Raw genomic sequence first — 19,816 nt, forward strand, 5'->3', positions numbered from 1 at the left:
ACGTGAACCTGGAGCCGCATCTCGAAACGCGGCAGCACGAAGTGCGAACGCTGTTCATCCAGGCGGCAAAGGGACTTCAGCTTTGACCGGCTCAATCACATGTATCTGCCGCCTTGAGCGCTTCGGCGCGGTGAGCCTTGTCTAACGCTCCGATCCGTCGAACCGACGCGAAGAACCGTGGATAGTCGCCCGAACACAAGTCGAACAAGCGGAGAAACGTCGCCACCTGATCACCGTAAACGGAAGTCGCGGCGAGTTTCGCGTTGTTAATCGGAGCATCGAACCAGACATCATATCCCCGGTATCCACCCCAGCGCCTGTCGCGCATCGCTCGGTAGCGCATCCGCAGCCGTTCGATCGCGGCTGTCTTTGCGGCCCGCTTTTGGTCCATGGTGGTACCCGAGCCTCTATAGACATGCGTTAGCTCGTCCCGGGTGTGCGAATCCAGCGCAAGAAATTCGGTCTTGCGCTTTCGGTCGGCTTCGTAACGGCGCAATCCGGCGGTATCACCAGCCGCGCGCAGCCATTTCCTCACGCCGGTTGTTTCGACGGCGACAGCGAACGCCTCGTTGAATGCGGAATCGTCGCTCACATAGACGCGCTGGTGGGCCAGCTCATGGAAAACTAGCCCTGCAAGATACGTTTCATCGTGGCTGAGCATCGTGCTTAGCAGCGGGTCACTTGACCAGCCAAGCGTGGAATATGCAGTGATGCCCGTCACATAGACGTCCAGGCCCTGTCTTTGAAGTTCGACAGCGGTTTCAATCGCAGACCTTTTGGAGAAGTATCCTCGGTAGGGAACGCATCCGAACACTGGAAAGCACCATGTTCGTGGCGTCAGCGAGAATTCTGGCGCGGCGAAGATGGCCCATGTCACCGAGTCCCGACCAACGTCAACATAGCTGCGGTAGCTATTGTTGTCCGGCAGCGCTAGTTCATCTGTCGCAAACTGTCGTATGGCGCTCGCCGATGCCATTCGAGCGCGTAGTGCCTCAGGGGTCGAACGATCCTCGATCAGCTCTCCGACATCCTGGCGCGCCGTCATGATCTCCACATGACCCTTCAAGGATTGCGCGTAGTAGGAAATGTTGGTGCAACCTGTCACGCCGGACACCACGATCATCGCCGCCACCGACCGAAAAAATGCACCCATCACGGTTTGCCCCCAGCACTGCTCACGCGTCCCGACAGGGCATGGAACGCAGGCAAGAAGGTGGGCGCCAAGCGTGTCTGCATGTGAGCGGCCGGTGCGGCCTTCAGGACCACGTGGCCTCGTCCAAAACCCACTTATGGAACGCGGCGATACGAGGGTCGGTCCAGCAATCTCTTCTGCCACACAAATGATAGGCCTCCCTGTCGTCAGAGATCTGCATATCCTTGAACGGCTGGACCAGTTCTCCCCTAGTGATCTCCTCGTGGAGCACAGAGAGGTCTCCGACCGCGACGCCCTGGCCCATAGCCGCGGCACGATAGGCCATATCGCCACTGGGAAAGACCTCACCCGAGTTCACGTCAAAAGGTTCGGCGCTTTTGTAGGCTGCTCCATAAACCGGCAGCGCAAGGTTGATCTTGATCGGCATCGTGTCCTCCACAGTCCGGTGACTGAGCATACAAATCCCTTTTCCCTATCTTTGACATGATTCTTGGTATAAATTTTTGCTGGCCTTCAGCGACACGGGGTCCATACGCTCGGGCATGATTGTGTCGCGTCGTGGTGCGCTTCGAAGGTTGCAAGACCAGGATTGACGCAGACCGGAACGGGCATGTTGATATGACCCATTGCCACAGACTCCTGTTTCGCATCCCGCTGCTTCTGCTTCTCGTGCTTCTTGGCTCGGTTGGCGCTCTCGCCGCGGTCGAGCAGAACCCGTCGCCGCAGCCGCGCAACCGGCTGGCGATCGTCATCGGCAATTCGAACTATCAAAGCACCCGGCTCGAGCATCTCCCCAATGCGGCAAACGACGCCACAAGGCTTTCAGAGAGTCTGAAGCGGCTGAATTTCGAAGTCCTGACGGGAACCGATCTTTCGACCGAGGGTTTCGCCAAACTGCTTCGAGACGCCGATGCAGAACTGCCGACCGCCAGTGCAGTTTTGATTTTCTATGCCGGTCATGGCGTGCAGCTGCATGGCGAAAACTACCTGCTCCCGGTCGACACGCCCGATCCCGAAAGCCTGGAAAAACTGACGGCCAGCGCCATCAAGCTGAATGATGTGATCGCCAGGTTCGCGCGCCGGGACCGCCAGACATTCATATTCCTGGACGCCTGTCGCAACAATCCGCTCGGTCCCGGCGCCGGCGCCGGCGATGGTCTGGCGCAAGTTGACGTCGGTGAAAACACGTTCATTGCCTTTGCCACTCAGCCCGGCAATGTCACGGCCGATGGCGGCGGCGAAAACAGCCCGTTTACCGTTGCGTTGCTGAAGAATCTCGAGATCCCCGGGCTCAGCGTCTCGGACATGATGATCCGCGTCCGCAACGAAACCGAAGCGTTGACGGTTGGCCGTCAAGTGCCGTGGGATCAATCGAACCTGCGCGAGCAGTTCTATTTCACGGAGCAGCAGGCACTCGATCCAGCACAGTTGAGCGCGAGCCTTTCGCGAATTCTGGCGGACCCCATCGCAAAGAAGAGATTGCAGGTCGAGCTCGCCTCCAACGACCTGCAAACTGCCGTGCTTGTCGTCGGGCAGACGTTGCGGTCGGTCGAGATTCCGGCACCGTCAGCCGGTTTGCCGGCGCCGGTTGGCACCCAGGTCGCCAATCTGTCTCCAACTGAAAGCGTTGAAGACGCTCGCCAAAGCGTCGTCTCCGGCCTCGAAACCCTCATTGTCGGCGCATCGGCGGGCGAAGCGGAAAAGGGCAAGGCGGGCGATCTTGCGCGCAGCATCCAGACGGAACTTCGTCGCCTGGGTTGCTACCGGATGCAGGTTGATGGCGATTGGGGCACGGGCTCCATCCGCGCCCTCACCGACTATTACAAAAATACCAAACAGGTCGCATCGACGACCGAGCCGACCGTCGGACTGCTCGGCGATCTCTTTCTGCGCTCCGGCAGAATCTGCAAGCAGCCGGTCATCGTAAAGGCCAAGCCGGCTAAAGTTGCGTCGGAAGCCGGCCCCTCGCAAACCAGCTCCGGCCGCAAGGCTGCGAAACGCTCACAGGCCGCCCCGCAACGCCCCGCAGCCCCGCCACCGGACATTGGTGCGGGCATAGGCATTGGTGGTGTATTTTAGGTCCGGGCTGACGACACCAGCCGCAGCACGACGTGTCCATACCGACCCCACCATCAGGTGTTGCGCCTAGATAACCCAATCGTGCAACGAGTAGGCGTGGATGTAGTCGATCTGCATTTCCGCCGGCGTTGCAAGCCCATCGGCGGGCGCTCCCGCGATGCCACCAACCGCGAGATCGACCAACATGTACATCGGCTCGTGCATGTCGGTAGGCGTTGCGGCATGCGCAACTTCGACGTTGTCGAAATACCAGACGAGTTCGTCTGCCGTCCACAGCACCCCGTATGTGTGGAACCCTTCGGTATCCGCGACATAGGGCGTCGAGGACACTGTTGTATGCGTTCCCGTCTCGTTCGTGTGGCTTGTCATAAGGAGCTTGTTTGGATCCTGACCGGTCATCTCTATAGCGTCCAGTTCCGGTGGCCAGGAGCCGTCCTCGGGCAGAAGCCAGAAGGCCGGCCATGCGCCTTGTTTTTCGGGCATGTCGGCCCGAATTTCGAAATAGCCGTAGGTCTGTGCGAAGGATTCGTGGGTCGTCAGCAAACCTGACGTGTATTGGTAGTTGTTTATGTAGGGCTTGATAGCCTCAGGGGCTCGGGCGGCGGTAATCGTGAGAACACCGTCCTCGACGCTGAACGGGTGGACGGAACTCGTCGGGGCGTAGCTGGTGTCGATATACCATTGAAGCTCACCGTTGCTCGTGAGCGTGCTACCGTTCGCGCCTCCCCACCAAAAGTTCGAGTCCCAGGTACCGCTCGAGCCATTCCACAGGTTCAGCGTGTTGAACTCGTCCGAGAAGGTGAGTTGCAGATGCGACCTGTCCAGGGCCAGGTCGAACTGGCTTGCGGTGAACTGGTCGATCGTCTTGTTGGCGAAGACGAGAAACTCGGTGCCGGATAGATCAAGTCGGACGTTCGCTCCCGACTGGACCATATTGGCGTGCACCTGCTCGAAGGAGGTGAAGCCGTAGCTCCCGACGCGCACCGTATCGTCCACGCTAAAGTCCAGGATCAGGTCACTGCCGTTGCCGGGGGCCACGACGAAAATGTCCGCCCCGGATCCGCCCTTGAGAACGTCGTCGCCCTTCAAGCCGTCGAGCGTCTGTTGGCCGGAGCCGCCGGTAATGATGTTGTTTAGCTCGTTTCCGAAAGCATAGTGTTTGTCGCCCGTGACCGTCAGGTTCTCGAAATGCGCCGGCAGCCTGTAGCTCATCCAGGTCGAGATGGTGTCGACACCCTCGTTGGCCAGCTCGACCGCCTTGTTCTTCGTGGAATACAGATAGTAAATGTCATCGCCCTTGCCGCCATACATCGTGACGCTGACGCTGCCGTCGCCGTAGAGCGAGTCATTGTAGATGCTGCCATAAAGTGCCGGGCCGGAATTCGTCGCCGAGTACCACTTTACCGAGGAACCGCTGTAGGGGAGTGGAACGCCCTTGGCGTTCAGGACGGTGGTCATTGGTCTTACTCCTCGGCTCGATGCCAGCCCTAGCATCTATGGAGGGCACCAGAAGCCAAAGTCTTTTTTGGTCTTCGACTTAGGAGGGTTACCAAAAGCTTAACGCCAGGCCAGCTGCCGTTTCGGAAGCGCCCGGTCACCATCTCACGCGCATCCGAGGATCCGAGCCCGTGTAGCAGCCACCTGCTACCAGCGACCCGAACTCTGGTGCTATGGGATGGGATGGCGAACCTCACCGAGGCGGTGTAGGGTTCACTTCAAAAGAAGAGGTGTAGGGTTCACCTCAAAAGAAGAAATGAGCCGTACCATCGGCCAAGCTGAGCGAATCTGGGAGGATTCATGGTTGAGATCATCTCCAAGCGGGATGGCCCGCGGCGCGAGGACGTCCAGGTCAAAAGACTGATCGAGCAGAACCGCTCGACCATCGTTCGCCTCGCCGACCAGATCAGCGGCGGCGGCTACTCGGCTTCCAGGCAGCCGCGCCAGCAACCCAAGGCGGAAGGCCTGATCATCCATGTTGGCGGCAGCGCGGCAACCGCCTCCGAAGCGAGCCCGTCCATCCGTGTCACCATGAACGGCCGTGTGATCTCCAAGGATCAGAACACCGGCCGCCAGCTTCATCATATCGGCGATGTCCGCAACCGGAATGGCGACCAGATTTTCGTGCTGGCGACGAAGCAGAATGGCTTCTTTTCGCCGGTCGACGAAACCATCGCCGAGGCGCTTGTCGAGTTGGATGGATCCCGGCTGACCGCGACCTATACCGAAGAACAGCTTGCCGCCGACATCGGTGCGAAACTCGGCATCGACTGACGACCGGTATTCGGGCGTCGCTATGCGCGCCCAATCCGCGAGAGCATACAGAAATGGCATACCTCAAAAGGTACTGTGATGGCTGAATGAGACACGCGAGCGGCCCCAACCCGATGAAAAGCGCTGCGCTTCCGACGCGTGCCTCGATGGCCACCGGACAGCTGGTTCTAGACAACATCGACTATGACGAGCGCGCCACCATGCGCGCCTGGGAAAGCTTTCTTTCCGACGAGCCGACAAGCGCCCGCGATCCGGTCCACGTCCGCTCGCTGATCCACGATTCCTGGTACCGCAGCGCCACCGGCGGCATCAATGCGCAGGGCATCGAAGCGCCGCTGAATAGTGACCGTGACGAGATCGAATACCTGACCCGCGCCAATGCCGAGCTGCTTTCGGCGGCGCGGCGATCGTTTGCGTCGCTTGGCCAGTTGCTGGAAGGGACGGGAGCGATGCTGGTGCTCGCCGACAGCGACGGCGTGCTGATCGATGCCATCGGCGACAAGAAGACCTTGCATGACGGCATGGACATTCATCTGGGCATCGGCGGCAAATGGAACGAGGACGCCGTCGGAACCAACGGCATCGGCACAGCACTGTGGACCGGCGAACCGATTTTCGTCCACGCGGCTGAACATTTCTGCGCCGGCATCAAATCCTGGACCTGCGCCGGTGCGCCGATCCGCGATCCCCTGGACGGCAAGATCATCGGCGTTGTCGACCTGTCAGGCTATTCGCCGATCTTCCGGCCGCACAATACGGCGCTCGTCGCCGCCACCGCCAGGCAAATCGAAAAGGCGCTCGCCGAGCAGCAGCAGGAGCAGCGCACGCGCTTGCTCGAAGCCTTCATTTCCTCGGCCCCCAGCTACCGCCGAAAAGACGGGTTGGTGATCGTCGATCATCGAGGCCGCGCGATCTTCTGCAACAACGTGCCCAACGGCGACACGACGGAGATGATGGACGGCCCGATGGAGCCGGGGCGCGGTCGTTGGCTCATGAACCTGCCAGCCTCCGGCTCGGAGACCGATCTCGCCAACGCGTTGCCGGCGCATTTGCGATCCTGCCATGTCACGCCGCTGAAGCTCGATGGCGACCTTCGTGGCGCGGCTCTGGTGTTTCCCTCGGTGCCGGCCGTCTCCAGCATGACGGTGATACGTCGGGAGGGGGACAAACATTTGCGAACAGCCGCGGCGATGATCGTCGGCGAAAGCGAAAAACTGTTGGCCGCCGTTGATGTCGCCTCCCGGGTGGCCGGGTCGAACGGTGTCACCTCGTTGCTGATAGAAGGCGAAACCGGCGTCGGAAAGGAGCTGTTTGCACGGCTTGTCCATGCCGGCAGCCGGCGCACCGAAAACGACCCGTTCATCGCCATGAACTGTGGCGCAATCACCAAGGAGCTGTTCGGCAGCGAATTGTTCGGCCATGTCGCCGGCGCCTTTACCGGAGCTTCGCGTGACGGCAAGCCGGGCATCTTCGAACTCGCCAATGGCGGCGTGCTCAGCCTTGATGAGATCGGCGAGTTGCCGCTTGAAATCCAGCCCTTCCTGTTGCGTGTCCTGGAGGAGCGCGTGGTCCATCGCATCGGCGACTCAAGGGGCCGGCCGGTGGACGTACGACTGGTCGCCTCGACCAATCGCGATCTCAGGCAGGAAGTCGCGGCCGGACGCTTCCGCAGCGATCTCTATTACCGCATCGGCGCGGTCTCGATTCATGTCCCGGCCCTGCGCGAGCGCGGCGATGACGTGCTGTTGCTGATCGAGCATTTCAATCGTCAGATCGCAAAGCTGGCAGGCAATGACCCGCTGGAGTTTTCAAACGAAGCACTCGACGCGCTGCTGGCCTATCGCTGGCCGGGAAATGTGCGCGAATTGAAGAACCTGGTCGAGCGCCTGCATATACTGGCGCGCGGCGGCACGATCGAACTCCAGGATCTTCCCGGGGAAATCAGTGTGGGCGATCGCAACACCATCGCCTTGCACAGCGACCATCCGGCAACGATGCTCGAAGCACCCGTATGTACGTTCGAGGATGGAGAACGTCAGGCGATCAAGAATGCGCTTGTCGCGGAGGGCGGCAATCTCAGCAAGGTTGCGCTGAGGCTCGGCATTTCGCGGCCGACGCTCTATCGCAAGCTCGGCCAATACGGGATCCGGCGCGGCTTCCTCTAAAGCGCGTCGCGTCTGAATGGATTCAGACGACGCGCTTTAGGTCTTTGTTTTTATGCATGTCGTTCTCCCAAAACCGGGGCCACTTTTGGGCGACATGCATTAGTCCTCATAGCGATCTGCAATGCCGCCAGAGGTTTTGCGCCGCCTTTGCGAACAGCTGTGCACGGTCAGACCTCCTGCCTGCCGGTGCCAAAGCGTAAACCAGTCCCGAACACGACCAGCATCGGCATTAAATGAACTACTTGGGTACGGTGTAGAACTCGTGGGTGTTCATCTGAGCATTGATCCCCGGCATGCCGTCGGACTGGAAGGAGCCACCGGCGACATGGAACTCGCTGCCAATGAAACCGGCAACGAAGCCGTGGCGGGCAATCTGCATGTGCGGTAGGGTCTGCCACGTGTCGGTTGCGGGATCGTAGGCCTCAAGGGCCCAGAATGTGCGCTTGCCCGCCGGGTCCTGGTACTCGCCACCCGTCACATAGATCTTCCCGCCATAGGCACTGCCCGAGACCCCGCCCCGCGGTGTGGGGGAACGGCCCTTGTAGGTCCAGGAATCGGATTTGGGATCGTATTCCTCGACCAGATCGGTGACGTCGCTCTTGGTCACGAAGGGCAGACCAATTCGACCGTCGATCGCATAAATCTTCCCACCGACGGCAGCGGCGAGAAAGTGATTGCGGCCGGTCTGCATGGGAGCCCGGCTTGTCCAGGTGTTGGACGCGGGGTCGTAGGCCTCGACAGTCCTGCCGACGATGTTGGGAACGTCGGCCCAAAGGGGCTCCTTCATGTCGCGGCCATCCTCATGGGCATGCGCCCCGCCGGCGACGTAGATTTTTCCGTCGAGCACCACAGCCGCAGCCGCTCCGCGGGCAGTTGGCATGGGTGGAAGCTTGGACCAGCTGTCAGTCTTCGGATCGTATACAAAAGCATCAGCGGTCGGTTGCCATTCCTTGGTGCCCGGCTCTCCGACGAAACCACCGAACACGTACACCTTGCCGTCGCAAGCCACAGTTGCAGTATGATGGGCCGGCTCAGGCATTGCCGCTCTCTTCGACCAGGTCTTGGTATTTTCGTCATACATCACAACCGTGCCAACGGGCATGACCTCGGGCACGTCGATGCCGCCAATGACGAACCACTGATTGCCCACCACAGCGCTGGAGTTCTCGCTCTGAGGCTCTGGCATCGGCATTCCCATCTGCCACGTGCCCTCCTGGGCGAACGCTGGCGCAAGATTAAGTGCCAGACCGATCAACGCAGCGGAAACCAGCAATTTCGTCTTCATCGGAAGCTCCTTGGTTGCGGTTGGGCGCCGACCTGGAGTTGCCCGAGCGCCTTCGTCTCGCAACAGGAGGTAGCTGAACGTATGAACCGTTAGAATTATCGATTGCGGAATGGGCCCTTTGGGCCCACCAAACAATGTCGTGCTTAACCTTGCCATTCCGAAGCGCCCTGGGCAGAAGGCTCGGCCTGCGACGCTGCACCGGGCAGCCCCAGCGAGGAGGACAAATGCACAAGCCGGAATTGCGGGAGCTCATCGCCTTCGCGGAGGCTGCTCGGCAGTTGAACTTTACCAGGGCCGCCGCGGCACTGGGGGTGTCGCTACCCAGCTTCAGCCAGACGCTGAGGGGTCTGGAAGAGAAGCTTGGCGTGAGACTGCTCACACGAACCACCCGCAGCGTGTCGTTGACCGCGGCGGGCGAAGAGCTTCTTGCCAACATAGGCCCGATATTGAGCGGACTGGACAGTGTCCTCGACGGATTGAACAAGTTCCGCAGCGCTACGGGTGGAAGGCTTAGAATTCTAGGTTCACGGACGGCAACAACCGTCCTGATAGCCCCTCTTATCGGCCGCTTCCTGACAAAGCACCCCGAAATCGAGCTCGAAATCCTCGTCGATGATCTTCACCTTGATCTGGTGGAACACCGCATCGACGCGGGCATTCAGGTCGGAGAACGCATCGAGAAGGATATGATCGCCGTTCGGATCGCCGATCCCTTCAACGAAGTTCTTTTTGCCACGAGAGACTACCTGCTGGCTCATGGCGAGCCCAGCGAGCCCAGCGCGCTCGTGGATCACTGGTGTGTTCGCCTTCGATCCCCGTGGGACGGCACAATCCGACCCTGGACACTGCACAAGGGGGCTGAGAAGGCCGAACCCGTCGCCGGCACGCAAGTTGTGGCCAACGATCTTCGTGCGGTTGCCAGTGCGATTGCCGGAGGCGCCGGAATCGGCTTGGTGCCAGCCGTTCTTCTGCAGGATGAGCTGCGCTCGGGGCGCGTCGTGACTGTCCTCGATGGGTGGGGTTCCCAGATCTCCGGGATCTACTTGTACTATCCCAGCCGCCGACAGCTTCCTGCAGCCCTTGCTGCCTTCATCACGTTCATGAAGCAGAACAGGCCCGCCCCAACACGTGCCTGAAATGCGACGGTCGCAGGCGCACTGGAACCTTGGAGGGCAGCGGCACCCTTTTGGGTGGCCGCCGCCCTTCAAAGAAAGCGGTGCTCAGGGCTGCGGAACAAAGATGTCGCGGGAATAGACAGGCAACGATACGACCGCGACAAGGCTCTCGCTGCCGTCGAACATCGCGGTCAACTTTCCACCTTCGGCCTTCAAGGACAGGCTGCGGAGATGGTTTGCGTCGCCGGACTTCACAACGTCAGTAGCCTCATTGTAGCGATAGATGCGCGAGAATTCTGGCTTGAGTTGCGAGTAGACGTGGCTGTCGCCCTTCTCCAGGGTCACCGGGCCACGTTCGAATTCCGTTTCAGTGAAACCTTCTCACCGCCACCTTCGAAGTTCCAGGCCTCGCTCACCGCCGTCGGGCTCGAGCTGTAATGAACCCCACGATTGACGTCGTCGGCAGCGGTTTCGGCAATGCCGTAAGGACCGGCTCCGCCTCGCGAAAGGCCATCGAACAACATCAGCACGTTCTCACTGCTTCCCGTCTTGTGAACAGGGATGCCGAAAAGCACGTAGCGGTACGGAGCCCCGACGGTACCCTTGGGATCCACCGCATAAAGCTGGTCCACAAATTCAATCTGGAGGTTGGCGCCGGCGGAAGGTGCTGTTGTAAACGGGCTGAGCTCCCAGCCCGCTGGCAGGAATTGGGAGAGCGCAGCCGTCGACGCCTTGTAGTAGAGAACCGTGCGAACATCGGCATTGCTTCCGCTGTAAAGCTCGGCGGCGTTTGCGAGGGAAGGCAATGCAAGCGCAACGGAGAGCGCGGCCGCCGCGGCAAGACGGCTGCCCAGCGATTTGAGATTCATCATTTCAATAATTCCTTTGGAGTACGGCAGCTCCGTCCGGAGCCGTCGCTAAAAAGAGGATCAAAAGCCGGCAAGGCCGGCCTTGGCGCACTGCTCGTCCTGCGCACCCGTGCCGCCACTAGCCGAGATCGCACCGATGATCTTGCCGTCCTTCATGACCGGAATACCGCCAGGCGCTGCGATGACGTGGTCCATGTTCAGCATGAATGGACCCATCTTGGCCGTCACGTCGAAGAAGTCGCGTGTCGGACGCTTGTAGACGGCTGCCGAAGTTGCTTTGTCCAAGGCGATCTGGGCGCTCGCCACCTCGGTGTTATCAGCCTTTTCGTAGTAGACCAGGGCGCCGTGCGTATCGACGACGGCGACGGCCATGAGCCACTTGTTGGCTGCGCATTCCTTGACAGCGCCGGCGGCAACCTGCTTGGCCTGCGACAGAGTGATATCGGGACCATAAACATCAGCGTCGCTGGCAAATGCGGAGGTGGTAACCGAGAGAAAGCCAATGGCCGCGGCGGTGGCGGCCCATTTTGACATAGACATTTTTGAAACCTTTCGTTGGTCATGCGACCTTGTTTCGTTGAAACGAAGCGAAGGTCGCAGCCGCCTCACGAGAAAGACCAGAACGGGCGCTCATCAATCCCTGATGGATTTGAGAGTGAATGCCGTTGGTCACTGGGCATGGATATGTCTGCCCATCCCGCGAATGAATGACGAATTCCGAAATGGAGTATTTGGGGATGTGAAAGAATGGGCTCGTACGGACAATAGCCAAGTCCGTTGGCGCTCAGCGGAATTCCCGCGTCTGCGTGACTCGGCGAACCAGGCCCAGCTCCTTCGCAACAAAAAACCCGCGGCATTCGCGCCGCGGGGTTGGGGAAATTCGTCGCCCGAAATTGCCTTCAGGCAGCGGTCGCGGACATGCTCAGGCCTTCACGACGGCACCAGTCACTTTCTCCGAGACGTAGCCGAGGATGTTGCCGATGATCAGCGAGATCACCACGGCGGCAGCGACCTTGATGATGCCGCCGGCACCTTCGCCATAGGCGGCGGCAGCAAGCAGAAAAAGTGCTGCGGTCGTTGCGTAGCCATAGACCGCTGACGGAATGGCGCTCAGCAATGGCAGCTTGGCGGCGAGGATCAGGACTATGATTGAAATGCCGACGCAAATGCCGGCCATGATCGCGGTAACGCCAATGGACGTCAGCGCGATCAAGGCGCCGGCCGCGCAGATCGCGCCCCACAGGTTTGCAACCGCTGAGTTCTTGAACCCGGCTTCCTTGCCGCCACAGTGATAGAAACTTCCCCAGCCGACAAACACCGCCCAGATCAGCAGATAAGGATTGCCGATCGTGATCGCCGCCCATGTCGCTATGCCACCCATAATGCCGATGACGACGGCCAGCCCTGTAACAAGATCCATGTTGTCCTCCCGTTTCACGAAGCAAGGAAACTCGTGCGGGGATCGCGCTTCGCCGACGTCCCGACACGGAATTGCCATGGCATCGGCCACGGAGCTCAAGAAGGAGGGCTTGCCGGTCCGGCAAGCAGCCCGATCGAACCGCACGCGACACCCGTTCCATGCCGCGCGCGGTGCAAGGGCTTTCAGGGCACGATGACGCCACGGCCGGTGAACCGGCGGTTCTTGAAATCGTCGAGCGCGGTGTTGATGCTGGCGAGGTTGTATTCGGTGTAGTGCATCTTCACCTTGCCGTCGGCGTTGAGCTCCATCAATTCGACAAGCTCGGTGAAATTGCCGACCAGGCTGCCGCCGATGTTGATCTCCTCGATGACCAGATGCGCGGTCGGTACGTTGATATTGCCGCCATAGCCGACGACGAACAGTTGCCCGCCCTTGCGCACCATCTTCCAACAGATGTTCTCGACACCGAGTTCGCCGACGAAATCGATCACCACATGGGCGCCGCCGCCGGTGATCTGGCTGACCTCCTCGACGACGTTTGGCCCACCATCAAGGATGAAGTCGGCACCCAGGTCCTTGGCCAGCACCCGCGCCGCCGGCTCGCGATCGACGGCGATGATGCGGCAGCCTGAAATCGCGTGCAACGATTGCAGCGCGATATGACCGAGCCCGCCTATGCCGAGCAGCACGCAGTAACTCCCCGGCCGCAGGAGCTTTGCGGCACGCTTGGCGGCGCGGTAGGCGGTGATGCCGGCATCGGCCAGCGGTGCCACCTCGATCGGCGTGATGTTGGCATTCAGCTTGATCAGCGAGCGTTCGCTGGTGATGAAATATTCGGCGAAGCCACCATTCATGCCAAGGCCGGGGAACTGGCCGTTGTCGCAATACATGTCCTCGCCATGGCGGCAGTTAAGGCAGATGCCGCATGAGCGGAAGGGATGGCAGATCACCGCGTCGCCGCGCTTGACCGATCTGACGCCGCTGCCGACCTCCTCGACCCAGCCGGCATTCTCGTGGCCCATGATGTAAGGCAAAAGCGTGCCTTCGGGATCCATGGTCGGCTTCCACACGCCCTCGATGATGTGCAGGTCGGTGCGGCAGAGACCGGCGGCGCCGACCCGCACGATTACCTCGTCGGGAGCAGTGATCGTCGGCGCCTTGACCTCCTCGATCCTGAGCTGGACGTTCATCTTCGGATCGTATTCGTAGAGTCTGGCAGCTTTCATGGCTGTATCCTTTCAAAATGTCTGGATTGCTTCAGGCGCGGCCGAGTTTTTCGGAGCCGCCACCACGCGCCGGTCCGGCTGTCGGGTCCTCATCCTCGGCGAGATCGCCAATCAGCGTTTCGGTGGTCAGGATCAGCGTCGCCACGGAAGCCGCGTTGGCGAGCGCGGTGTAGGTGACACGGACGGGATCGATGATCCCTGCCTCGAACATGTTCTGATACGCGCCGGTCGAGGCGTTGTAGCCGTAGCCGCCGTTGATGCGGGTGACCTCGACCACCACCGCTTCGGGATCGGCGCCGGCATTGGCGGCGATGCGCCACAGCGGTCGCGACAGGACCGAGCGCACCAGGCGCACGCCCTCGGCGACATCGCCGTCGACGCCAGCCGCCACCTTGTCGAGCAGCGGCGCGATCTGGGCGAGTGCCGAGCCGCCACCGGCGACCACACCCTCTTCGGATGCGGCGCGCACCGCATTCAAGGAATCCTCGATCAGCTGGATGGTCCGCTTCTGCTCGACCGGCGTGACGCCGCCGGCATAGAGGATCGCGGTGCCGCCGGAGAGCTTGGCCAGGCGTTCGCGCAGCTTGTCCTGATCGATGTTGGGCTGCGAGGCTTCATACTGCCGCTGCACCTGGGCGCGGCGCGACGCGATTGCCGCATGGTCGCCGCCGCCACGGATGATCGAGGTGTAGGACGAACTGGTCTTCACCCGGTCGGCCGTACCGAGATCCTCGGCAGTGACGTCCTCGAGCCGGCCGCCGAGATCGCGCGCGATCACCTTGCCGCCGGTGATGATGGCCAGATCCTCCATCATCGCCTTGCGCCAGTGGCCATATTCCGGCGGATGGACGACGAGGTAGCGCCCCGGTCCCTGCTTGCCGAGCAACGTCACCACCACTTCCGGCGACATTTCCTCGGACACGATCAGCAGCGGCCGGCCGGCCTCGTCGGCAATGCGGCGAACCGCATCGAGTTGTCCGGGCTCCTTGATCTTGAGGTCGGTCATCAGGATGTAGGGCCGTTCAAGAACAGCCTCCATCTTCTCCTGGTCGGTCACCATGTGATGCGAGAGATAGCCGCGTTCGAAGGACATGCCCTCGACGACATCGAGCGTGGTCTCGGTGGTGACACTGAAATCAGTGGTGATGACGCCTCCGGCGCCCACCCGCCGATGGGCTTCCGCCACCAGCGCGCCAAGCGTGGTGTTGGTCGCCGCGATGTTGGCGACCGAGGCCAGGATGCCGTTGCCCTTGGCGGGCTTGGCGGAAGCCTTGAGCGCGGCCACCACCGCCGCCACGGCAAGGTCGATGCCCTTGCAGAGATCAACGGATTTCACCCCGCGCTCATTCGCCTCGACGCCGCCCTGGATGAGCGCGTTGGCGAGCACGATGGCCGTCGTGGTGCCGTCGCCGGCGATCTCGTTGGTCTGCATCGACACTTCGCGGACGACCTGCGCGCCCATGTTCTCGAAACGGTCGTGCAGCTCGATCTCGGAGGCGATGCTGACACCGTCGCGGGTCACCATCGGCGTGCCGATCGGCCGGTCGATCATGGCGTTCATGCCTTTGGGGCCGAGCGTCGGCTCGACCGCGGCGGCGAGCCGGAAGACGCCACGGGCGAGAGCACGGCGGGCCTCGGAATTGTGAAGCATTATCTTGGGCATGATTCCTCCTTCCGCCTTACGGGCGGGTTGTTGGTTGGGGGCCTCGTGCGAGGGAGGCCGTTGCTGTCAGTTCTGCTTCAGGCGGTCGGTGCGGTCGTGGCCGGCACGCGATCCAGAATGAAATCGACCAGCGTCGGTTCGCCGTCGATCACATCCAGTTCCTTGTATCTGGTCTGCTTGAGCCCGCGGCACAGCGCGCCGTTGAACTCCATGTTGATGCGCACGCCGCGCAGCTCGGCGAGATGGGCACTGAGTGCGCCAGGCGGTATGCGCTGCCCTTCCCAGGTCACGAAGACGGGCTCGTCCGCCCGGCGATCGGGAAACCGCTCGAGCAGAGCCGCCCTGTATCTCGGCTTCTGCTTGGCCGCCTCGCCCGGCTCGAACCGCGAGACGTCGTATGCCGGCAGGTCCATGCCGAAGATTTCGCGATCGGTCAGACCGTGCAGCCGCAAGCCGCGCAAAACGGCCTCCTGGCGCCGCTTGAATGCCTTCATTGCGAAGGTTTCACGCAAGGCGCCGAGATCCTGATCCTCGGCAAGCACGGCGAAGATGTCGCCGAATGTCTTGCCGGCCTCCATGCCGCGATTGACCTCTTCCGCGAACATGTGGTCGTGCAGCTTGACGCGATAGGCCGGCGCCCAGGAGAGCTGGTCGAGCGCCTTGCGCACGCCGTCCAGCATCAGGAACGCAAAGTTGGGCGAGCACCAATAGGTCGGCAGGCGGAAGTCTATCTCCACGCTGCCCTCGCCCGTCACCTGCGCCCGCTCGACGAAGCCCATCTCGGTGATGGGTTCGTCGAGTTCCGGGTCGTTGACCTCACCAAGGCGCCGCCAGAGTTCCTTCTCGCGGCCGCCGGAAACGCTGGCGGTTGCCATGGCTCCTACTCCGCCGCGATGCTGAAGGGCGTGCTGGCGAGCGCCTTCTTCTTGGCTTCGACATCGATGTTGTAGAGACGCGCGGCGTTGAGGCCGAGGATCTTCTCCTTGATCTCGTCGGTCAGTTGCACGCCCCGTTCGGCGGCGATGTCCTCAGGGATCTGATAGGCCCAGAATTTCTCGACCAGCCAGCGCGGCGTCCAGATCGCATAGTCGGAACCGAACAGGATCTTCTCCGGCCCGAGCCAGAACAGCAGCTCGGCGATGACCTCGCCGAAATAGCGCGGCCGCGCGTGGATGAACGGCAGCGCCACCGCCAGCCCGCCATAGACATTGGTCTCCTGCGTCGCGATCCAGCAGAAATCGTCGAGGCGCGGCAGGCCGCAATGCTCGATGATCCAGTTGAGGCCCTGGAAATCCGTCGCCGCATGATCGACGTCATGCACGTCGAACGCATCCTTGCTGAGCGGCAGGATCGTCGGGCCCTTGTGGACGTGAATGTTCCCGATGCCGAGCTTGTCGCAGAGTTCGAAGCATTTATAGGCATCGGGATCGGTGAGCTTCCAGCCCTTGGAAGCGCCGTTCCATTCGGCCGTGTACATCTTCACGCCCTTGACGTTGTAGGTCTCCTTGAGGAAGTGGATGTATTCAAGCGCCTTCTCGCCGTCGCGCGGATCGAAGGCGCCGTTGACGATGAAACGCTCGGGATAGCGCTTGGCCACCTCGGCGTTGCGCTCGATCGTGTTGAAGCCGTTTTTGTAGAAGTCCTTGAGATAGGTCGACTGCACGATCGCCACATCGTCGGGACCGTCGATGAACAGATCGCGATAGAGATCATCGGCGCTGTATTTCTCGAACTTGCTCTTCTCCCACAGCTGGTCCTTCGGGCTCAAGCCGGTGTGATAGGCATAGAAGCACTCGATGAACTGCTTGCCGTGGATATTCTTCTGGTTTTCCGGGCTGCCGTCCCAGAAATGGGTGTGGCCGTCGACCACGAAAATGTCCTTGCCTTCCGGTGTCCTGTACATTCTTGCCTCCACAATGATCGCATTGACGGGTTCGGCGCGCCGCAAGCAACGGCGCGCCAGATTTTTGGCGGCTATTCGATGTATTCGAACATCTCGTCCATGTTGCCGAACAGGATCACGGTGTTGTCGTCGACGCGAACCATGCGGCCGTAGTGGGTGGAGGTGTTGACCTCGAAGGTCTCGGCTGAGATCTCGCGGCCCAGATATTCACCGATCGCATCCATCTTGAAGATCAGCTTGCCATCGCCGTCGATGCGGATCAGCGCCGGCTGGTAGGTGATCGTCACCCCCGGCTTCTGGCCCATGAATTCGGCGATGGCGCGAGCCTCGACCGAGTCGTTCATGGTGACGCCGCACTGATGCGAAATCGTCTGCTCGAAGGTGATGTCCTTCATCGCCTTGAAGATGTTGGAATGCGTTGCGTCGCGTGCTGCTAATGACATGACAAAATTCTCCTGTTTCAGCGCTTGAGGCCAAGTTCGCCGAGGATCTGGCCAATCCGTTCCTCGGATTTGGCGCGGACATCGACGAACGCGACGGGCTTGGAATGCGGCATCGACCAGATCGGCTGCAGGCCGATGGCTGCCTTGTCGGCGAGCGCGCCGTGTTTCTTGACCCAACCCTGGAAGAGCTTGCGGTTGGCAGCGCCATGCGTCTCGTCATTGGCGAGCATGTGGATGAGGTCGATCGTGTTGGCGAGGTTGCGCTCGTAGTCGGCCTCGGCGGCCGAGATCACCGCCGGCGTGATGAAGTCGTGGTTGGCGGCGGCGATCTGCATCAGGAAGCCGGAGCGGAACACTTCGCCCACCAGCGGCTCGAAGACGATGTTGATGGCGAAATACTGTTCGAGGTAATCGGTCGCGCCCATGATGGTTTCGACCGCTTCGCGCGTGCCTTGCCAGTTCTTGTCCTCGAGCCAGGCCTTCTTGCCGAGTTCGTCGTCCCAGTCGGGAAGGTCCATGCCGATCTCGGCAAGGTAGAGCGTGATGTCCTGGGCAAGCCTGAGCTTGTAGGACGAGTTGGTCAGCGTCGCGTTGTTGATCATCTGGGTGTAGCCGTAGCGCTGCGCCTGCATCAGCGAGGTGCCGAGCCCGAATTCGGCATGCTTCCAGGCGCCGAGCTGCGTCTGCAGGATCTTGACCCAGGCCTTGTCGAAGGTCTTCGGCGCGCCCGACTTGCGGGCATTGTTGATGACGCTCTGCACCATCGTCTCGATCTTCGACTGGCGCTGGTAGTGCGTGCGCTCCCACTCCTGGTCGGGGGCGCGGAAGGCATGCCAGTTGGAACTCTGCGCGGCGGTGTTCTGCTTGACATAGGCGCCCTTGCCGTCGGCGAAGGAGATGATCCAGTCCTGGATCAGGTAGCGTTCCGGGTCGGGCTGCACGTCGACCGTCATGTCCTCATAGTGGGTGGCGCGCTGGCCTTTCGGGTCGAAATACCGGTATTTCCGGCTGTCGGAATCGGCGAAGATCGCCGCGCCGGCGGCTCCGGATCCGACTGAACTCGAGGTTGCAGGCATAGTCTCTCTCCCTTGTTGCAGTTGTGGTTGGCTTGGCACGGCCGCCCTCAATGGGCCGGCGTTGCACCTGCCGATGTGGTGAACTTGTCGAAGAAGATCCGCTCCGTTTCGAAGCCGTTCATGAACAGGACCGGCTGCAGCGCATCGATCATCGGCGGCGGGCCACAGGCATGGACATCGCCCTGCCCGTCGACCGCCAGTTGCTTGAGCTTGGCGTCGACGCTCTGGTGCACGAAGCCGCGTTCGCCTTGCCATTCGGCGTCGTCATTGGCGTGCGACAGCACGGGAATGAAGGTGACGTCGGAATGATTGCCGACCAGCTCGGCGATCCTGTCGAGATAGAACAGGTCGTTGCGGGTGCGGGCGCCGTAGAAGAAATAGACCGGACGTTTCTCGCCGCTCTTCAGGTGGTCGTTGAGGATCGACCAGATCGGCGACATGCCCGATCCGGCCCCGACCAGGATCAGGGGTCCTTGCCGTTCGTCGCGGCGGAAACAGGTTCCGTAGGGTCCGACGACGGTGACTTCGGCTCCGGCCCTGATGCCTCCGGAATCGAGTTCTCCCGAGAACTTTCCCTCTGGGTATTTTTTGATGATGAAGGAGAGTTTTTGGGTTTGGTCCGGCGTATTTGCCATGGAGAACGAGCGCGTAATCGTCTCCCCTTTTTGCGTGGTAACCGTGATGTCGACATATTGCCCCGCCCAAAACTTCATCGGGGAGCCGAGTTCGATTTCGATGCCGCGAATGTCGTGGGTCAGCTGCTCGATCCGAGCAATCCGGCCCTTGTACGTTTTCACGGCGATCGCTTTCGCCAGAATCTCCTCGTCGTAGTTGAGAAGCTCGACTTCCAGGTCGGAGTAGGCGATGCAACGGCACAACAGGACGTGCCCGCTTTCCTTCTCCATGTCGTTCAGTGCGAAGGTCGAGTATTTCAGCATGTCGACTTCGCCTTCGAGCAACACGCTCTTGCAGGCCGAGCACTGCCCTTCCTTGCAACCGTGCGGCAGCGCGATGCCCTGGCGGAACGCGGCGTTGAGCACCGTTTCGCCATTCTCGACCTCGAATTCGACGCCGACTGGGCTCAGCCTGACCGTGTGGGTTTCCGACATACGGACCTCCAGTGAAAGGTAGGGGCGGGACGAACCCGC

19 protein-coding genes are annotated in these 19,816 nt (G+C 61.0%); 4 read left to right on the plus strand and 15 right to left on the minus strand.

Translation table 11 applies throughout. The features are described 5' to 3' along the window. Positions 1 to 91 precede the first annotated feature (91 nt). Both B5V02_RS27270 and B5V02_RS27275 read right to left on the minus strand, forming a co-directional pair. Positions 92 to 1,153 (minus strand): aminopeptidase, encoded by a 1,062-nt coding sequence (locus B5V02_RS27270; protein WP_111547126.1) that lies wholly within the window; start codon positions 1,151 to 1,153, stop codon positions 92 to 94. A gap of 103 nt (positions 1,154 to 1,256) precedes the next feature. After that, positions 1,257 to 1,580: a LysR substrate-binding domain-containing protein gene (locus tag B5V02_RS27275; RefSeq protein WP_167458679.1), complete on the minus strand. Its 324-nt coding sequence runs from the start codon at positions 1,578 to 1,580 to the stop codon at positions 1,257 to 1,259. A 131-nt stretch (positions 1,581 to 1,711) separates the two neighbouring features. Between B5V02_RS27275 and B5V02_RS27280 the strand changes: the two genes are divergently transcribed. Further along, positions 1,712 to 3,232, plus strand: coding sequence for a caspase family protein (locus B5V02_RS27280; protein WP_245446208.1), 1,521 nt, complete (start codon positions 1,712 to 1,714; stop codon positions 3,230 to 3,232). A 66-nt stretch (positions 3,233 to 3,298) separates the two neighbouring features. Here B5V02_RS27280 and eglC read toward each other — a convergent pair whose 3' ends face one another. Then, positions 3,299 to 4,690, minus strand: a complete 1,392-nt coding sequence (gene eglC, locus B5V02_RS27285; protein ID WP_111547129.1) for an endo-1,3-1,4-beta-glycanase EglC — start codon at positions 4,688 to 4,690, stop codon at positions 3,299 to 3,301. A gap of 339 nt (positions 4,691 to 5,029) precedes the next feature. Between eglC and B5V02_RS27290 the strand changes: the two genes are divergently transcribed. Continuing rightward, positions 5,030 to 5,503, plus strand: a complete 474-nt coding sequence (locus tag B5V02_RS27290; protein WP_111547130.1) for a hypothetical protein — start codon at positions 5,030 to 5,032, stop codon at positions 5,501 to 5,503. 86 nt (positions 5,504 to 5,589) lie between these two features. Continuing rightward, on the plus strand, positions 5,590 to 7,668 hold the full coding sequence (locus tag B5V02_RS27295; protein ID WP_111547131.1) for a sigma-54-dependent Fis family transcriptional regulator: 2,079 nt from the start codon (positions 5,590 to 5,592) through the stop codon (positions 7,666 to 7,668). Between the two features lie 238 nt (positions 7,669 to 7,906). Here B5V02_RS27295 and B5V02_RS27305 read toward each other — a convergent pair whose 3' ends face one another. After that, entirely contained in the window at positions 7,907 to 8,953 is a 1,047-nt protein-coding gene (locus tag B5V02_RS27305; protein ID WP_167458680.1) for a Kelch repeat-containing protein, read from the minus strand. 224 nt (positions 8,954 to 9,177) lie between these two features. On the opposite strand from B5V02_RS27305, the gene B5V02_RS27310 reads away from it, so the two are divergent. Then, complete coding sequence (locus tag B5V02_RS27310) at positions 9,178 to 10,089, plus strand: LysR substrate-binding domain-containing protein (protein ID WP_111547231.1); 912 nt, start codon at positions 9,178 to 9,180, stop codon at positions 10,087 to 10,089. An 84-nt stretch (positions 10,090 to 10,173) separates the two neighbouring features. Here B5V02_RS27310 and B5V02_RS41925 read toward each other — a convergent pair whose 3' ends face one another. From B5V02_RS41925 to B5V02_RS27360, 11 genes are all read right to left on the minus strand, one after another. Then, positions 10,174 to 10,413: a hypothetical protein gene (locus B5V02_RS41925; RefSeq protein ID WP_245446209.1), complete on the minus strand. Its 240-nt coding sequence runs from the start codon at positions 10,411 to 10,413 to the stop codon at positions 10,174 to 10,176. Then, positions 10,410 to 10,940: a hypothetical protein gene (locus B5V02_RS27315; protein ID WP_245446210.1), complete on the minus strand. Its 531-nt coding sequence runs from the start codon at positions 10,938 to 10,940 to the stop codon at positions 10,410 to 10,412. The genes B5V02_RS41925 and B5V02_RS27315 overlap by 4 nt, the downstream gene beginning before the upstream one ends. Before the next feature lie 57 nt (positions 10,941 to 10,997). After that, positions 10,998 to 11,477, minus strand: coding sequence for a GlcG/HbpS family heme-binding protein (locus B5V02_RS27320; protein ID WP_245446212.1), 480 nt, complete (start codon positions 11,475 to 11,477; stop codon positions 10,998 to 11,000). Positions 11,478 to 11,859: 382 nt separating this feature from the next. Beyond that, on the minus strand, positions 11,860 to 12,357 hold the full coding sequence (locus tag B5V02_RS27325) for a DUF1097 domain-containing protein (protein WP_167458681.1): 498 nt from the start codon (positions 12,355 to 12,357) through the stop codon (positions 11,860 to 11,862). Positions 12,358 to 12,539: 182 nt separating this feature from the next. Beyond that, a complete protein-coding gene (locus B5V02_RS27330) occupies positions 12,540 to 13,583 on the minus strand; it encodes an NAD(P)-dependent alcohol dehydrogenase (protein ID WP_111547135.1) in 1,044 nt (347 codons plus the stop codon). Positions 13,584 to 13,614: 31 nt separating this feature from the next. Next, positions 13,615 to 15,246 carry a molecular chaperone GroEL gene (gene groEL / locus B5V02_RS27335; RefSeq protein WP_111547136.1) on the minus strand — a complete coding sequence of 544 codons (1,632 nt, stop codon included), beginning with the start codon at positions 15,244 to 15,246 and terminating at the stop codon, positions 13,615 to 13,617. Positions 15,247 to 15,323: 77 nt separating this feature from the next. Continuing rightward, positions 15,324 to 16,121: an iron-sulfur cluster assembly protein gene (locus B5V02_RS27340; protein ID WP_111547137.1), complete on the minus strand. Its 798-nt coding sequence runs from the start codon at positions 16,119 to 16,121 to the stop codon at positions 15,324 to 15,326. Between the two features lie 5 nt (positions 16,122 to 16,126). Next, positions 16,127 to 17,149, minus strand: coding sequence for an amidohydrolase family protein (locus B5V02_RS27345; protein WP_111547138.1), 1,023 nt, complete (start codon positions 17,147 to 17,149; stop codon positions 16,127 to 16,129). Positions 17,150 to 17,220: 71 nt separating this feature from the next. Next, the gene (locus B5V02_RS27350; RefSeq protein WP_096455128.1) at positions 17,221 to 17,592 is read right to left on the minus strand and encodes an MmoB/DmpM family protein; all 372 of its coding nucleotides are present in this window, start codon (positions 17,590 to 17,592) and stop codon (positions 17,221 to 17,223) included. A 17-nt stretch (positions 17,593 to 17,609) separates the two neighbouring features. Further along, positions 17,610 to 18,668 carry an aromatic/alkene monooxygenase hydroxylase subunit beta gene (locus B5V02_RS27355; RefSeq protein WP_111547139.1) on the minus strand — a complete coding sequence of 353 codons (1,059 nt, stop codon included), beginning with the start codon at positions 18,666 to 18,668 and terminating at the stop codon, positions 17,610 to 17,612. Positions 18,669 to 18,715: 47 nt separating this feature from the next. After that, complete coding sequence (locus tag B5V02_RS27360) at positions 18,716 to 19,777, minus strand: NADH:ubiquinone reductase (Na(+)-transporting) subunit F (RefSeq protein ID WP_111547140.1); 1,062 nt, start codon at positions 19,775 to 19,777, stop codon at positions 18,716 to 18,718. Positions 19,778 to 19,816: the final 39 nt, after the last annotated feature.

It is taken from the genome of Mesorhizobium kowhaii (genome assembly GCF_003253745.1).
GTDB classification, from domain to species: domain Bacteria; phylum Pseudomonadota; class Alphaproteobacteria; order Rhizobiales; family Rhizobiaceae; genus Mesorhizobium; species Mesorhizobium kowhaii.

Coding starts and splice junctions, on each gene's coding strand:
- B5V02_RS27270 (WP_111547126.1), bottom strand. CDS start 1,153: ATGGGTGCATTTTTTCGGTCGGTGGCGGCGATGATCGTGGTGTCCGGC.
- B5V02_RS27275 (WP_167458679.1), bottom strand. CDS start 1,580: ATGCCGATCAAGATCAACCTTGCGCTGCCGGTTTATGGAGCAGCCTAC.
- eglC (WP_111547129.1), bottom strand. CDS start 4,690: ATGACCACCGTCCTGAACGCCAAGGGCGTTCCACTCCCCTACAGCGGT.
- B5V02_RS27290 (WP_111547130.1), top strand. CDS start 5,030: ATGGTTGAGATCATCTCCAAGCGGGATGGCCCGCGGCGCGAGGACGTC.
- B5V02_RS27295 (WP_111547131.1), top strand. CDS start 5,590: ATGAGACACGCGAGCGGCCCCAACCCGATGAAAAGCGCTGCGCTTCCG.
- B5V02_RS27305 (WP_167458680.1), bottom strand. CDS start 8,953: ATGAAGACGAAATTGCTGGTTTCCGCTGCGTTGATCGGTCTGGCACTT.
- B5V02_RS27310 (WP_111547231.1), top strand. CDS start 9,178: ATGCACAAGCCGGAATTGCGGGAGCTCATCGCCTTCGCGGAGGCTGCT.
- B5V02_RS27315 (WP_245446210.1), bottom strand. CDS start 10,940: ATGATGAATCTCAAATCGCTGGGCAGCCGTCTTGCCGCGGCGGCCGCG.
- B5V02_RS27320 (WP_245446212.1), bottom strand. CDS start 11,477: ATGTCTATGTCAAAATGGGCCGCCACCGCCGCGGCCATTGGCTTTCTC.
- B5V02_RS27325 (WP_167458681.1), bottom strand. CDS start 12,357: ATGGATCTTGTTACAGGGCTGGCCGTCGTCATCGGCATTATGGGTGGC.
- B5V02_RS27330 (WP_111547135.1), bottom strand. CDS start 13,583: ATGAAAGCTGCCAGACTCTACGAATACGATCCGAAGATGAACGTCCAG.
- groEL (WP_111547136.1), bottom strand. CDS start 15,246: ATGCCCAAGATAATGCTTCACAATTCCGAGGCCCGCCGTGCTCTCGCC.
- B5V02_RS27340 (WP_111547137.1), bottom strand. CDS start 16,121: ATGGCAACCGCCAGCGTTTCCGGCGGCCGCGAGAAGGAACTCTGGCGG.
- B5V02_RS27345 (WP_111547138.1), bottom strand. CDS start 17,149: ATGTACAGGACACCGGAAGGCAAGGACATTTTCGTGGTCGACGGCCAC.
- B5V02_RS27350 (WP_096455128.1), bottom strand. CDS start 17,592: ATGTCATTAGCAGCACGCGACGCAACGCATTCCAACATCTTCAAGGCG.
- B5V02_RS27355 (WP_111547139.1), bottom strand. CDS start 18,668: ATGCCTGCAACCTCGAGTTCAGTCGGATCCGGAGCCGCCGGCGCGGCG.
- B5V02_RS27360 (WP_111547140.1), bottom strand. CDS start 19,777: ATGTCGGAAACCCACACGGTCAGGCTGAGCCCAGTCGGCGTCGAATTC.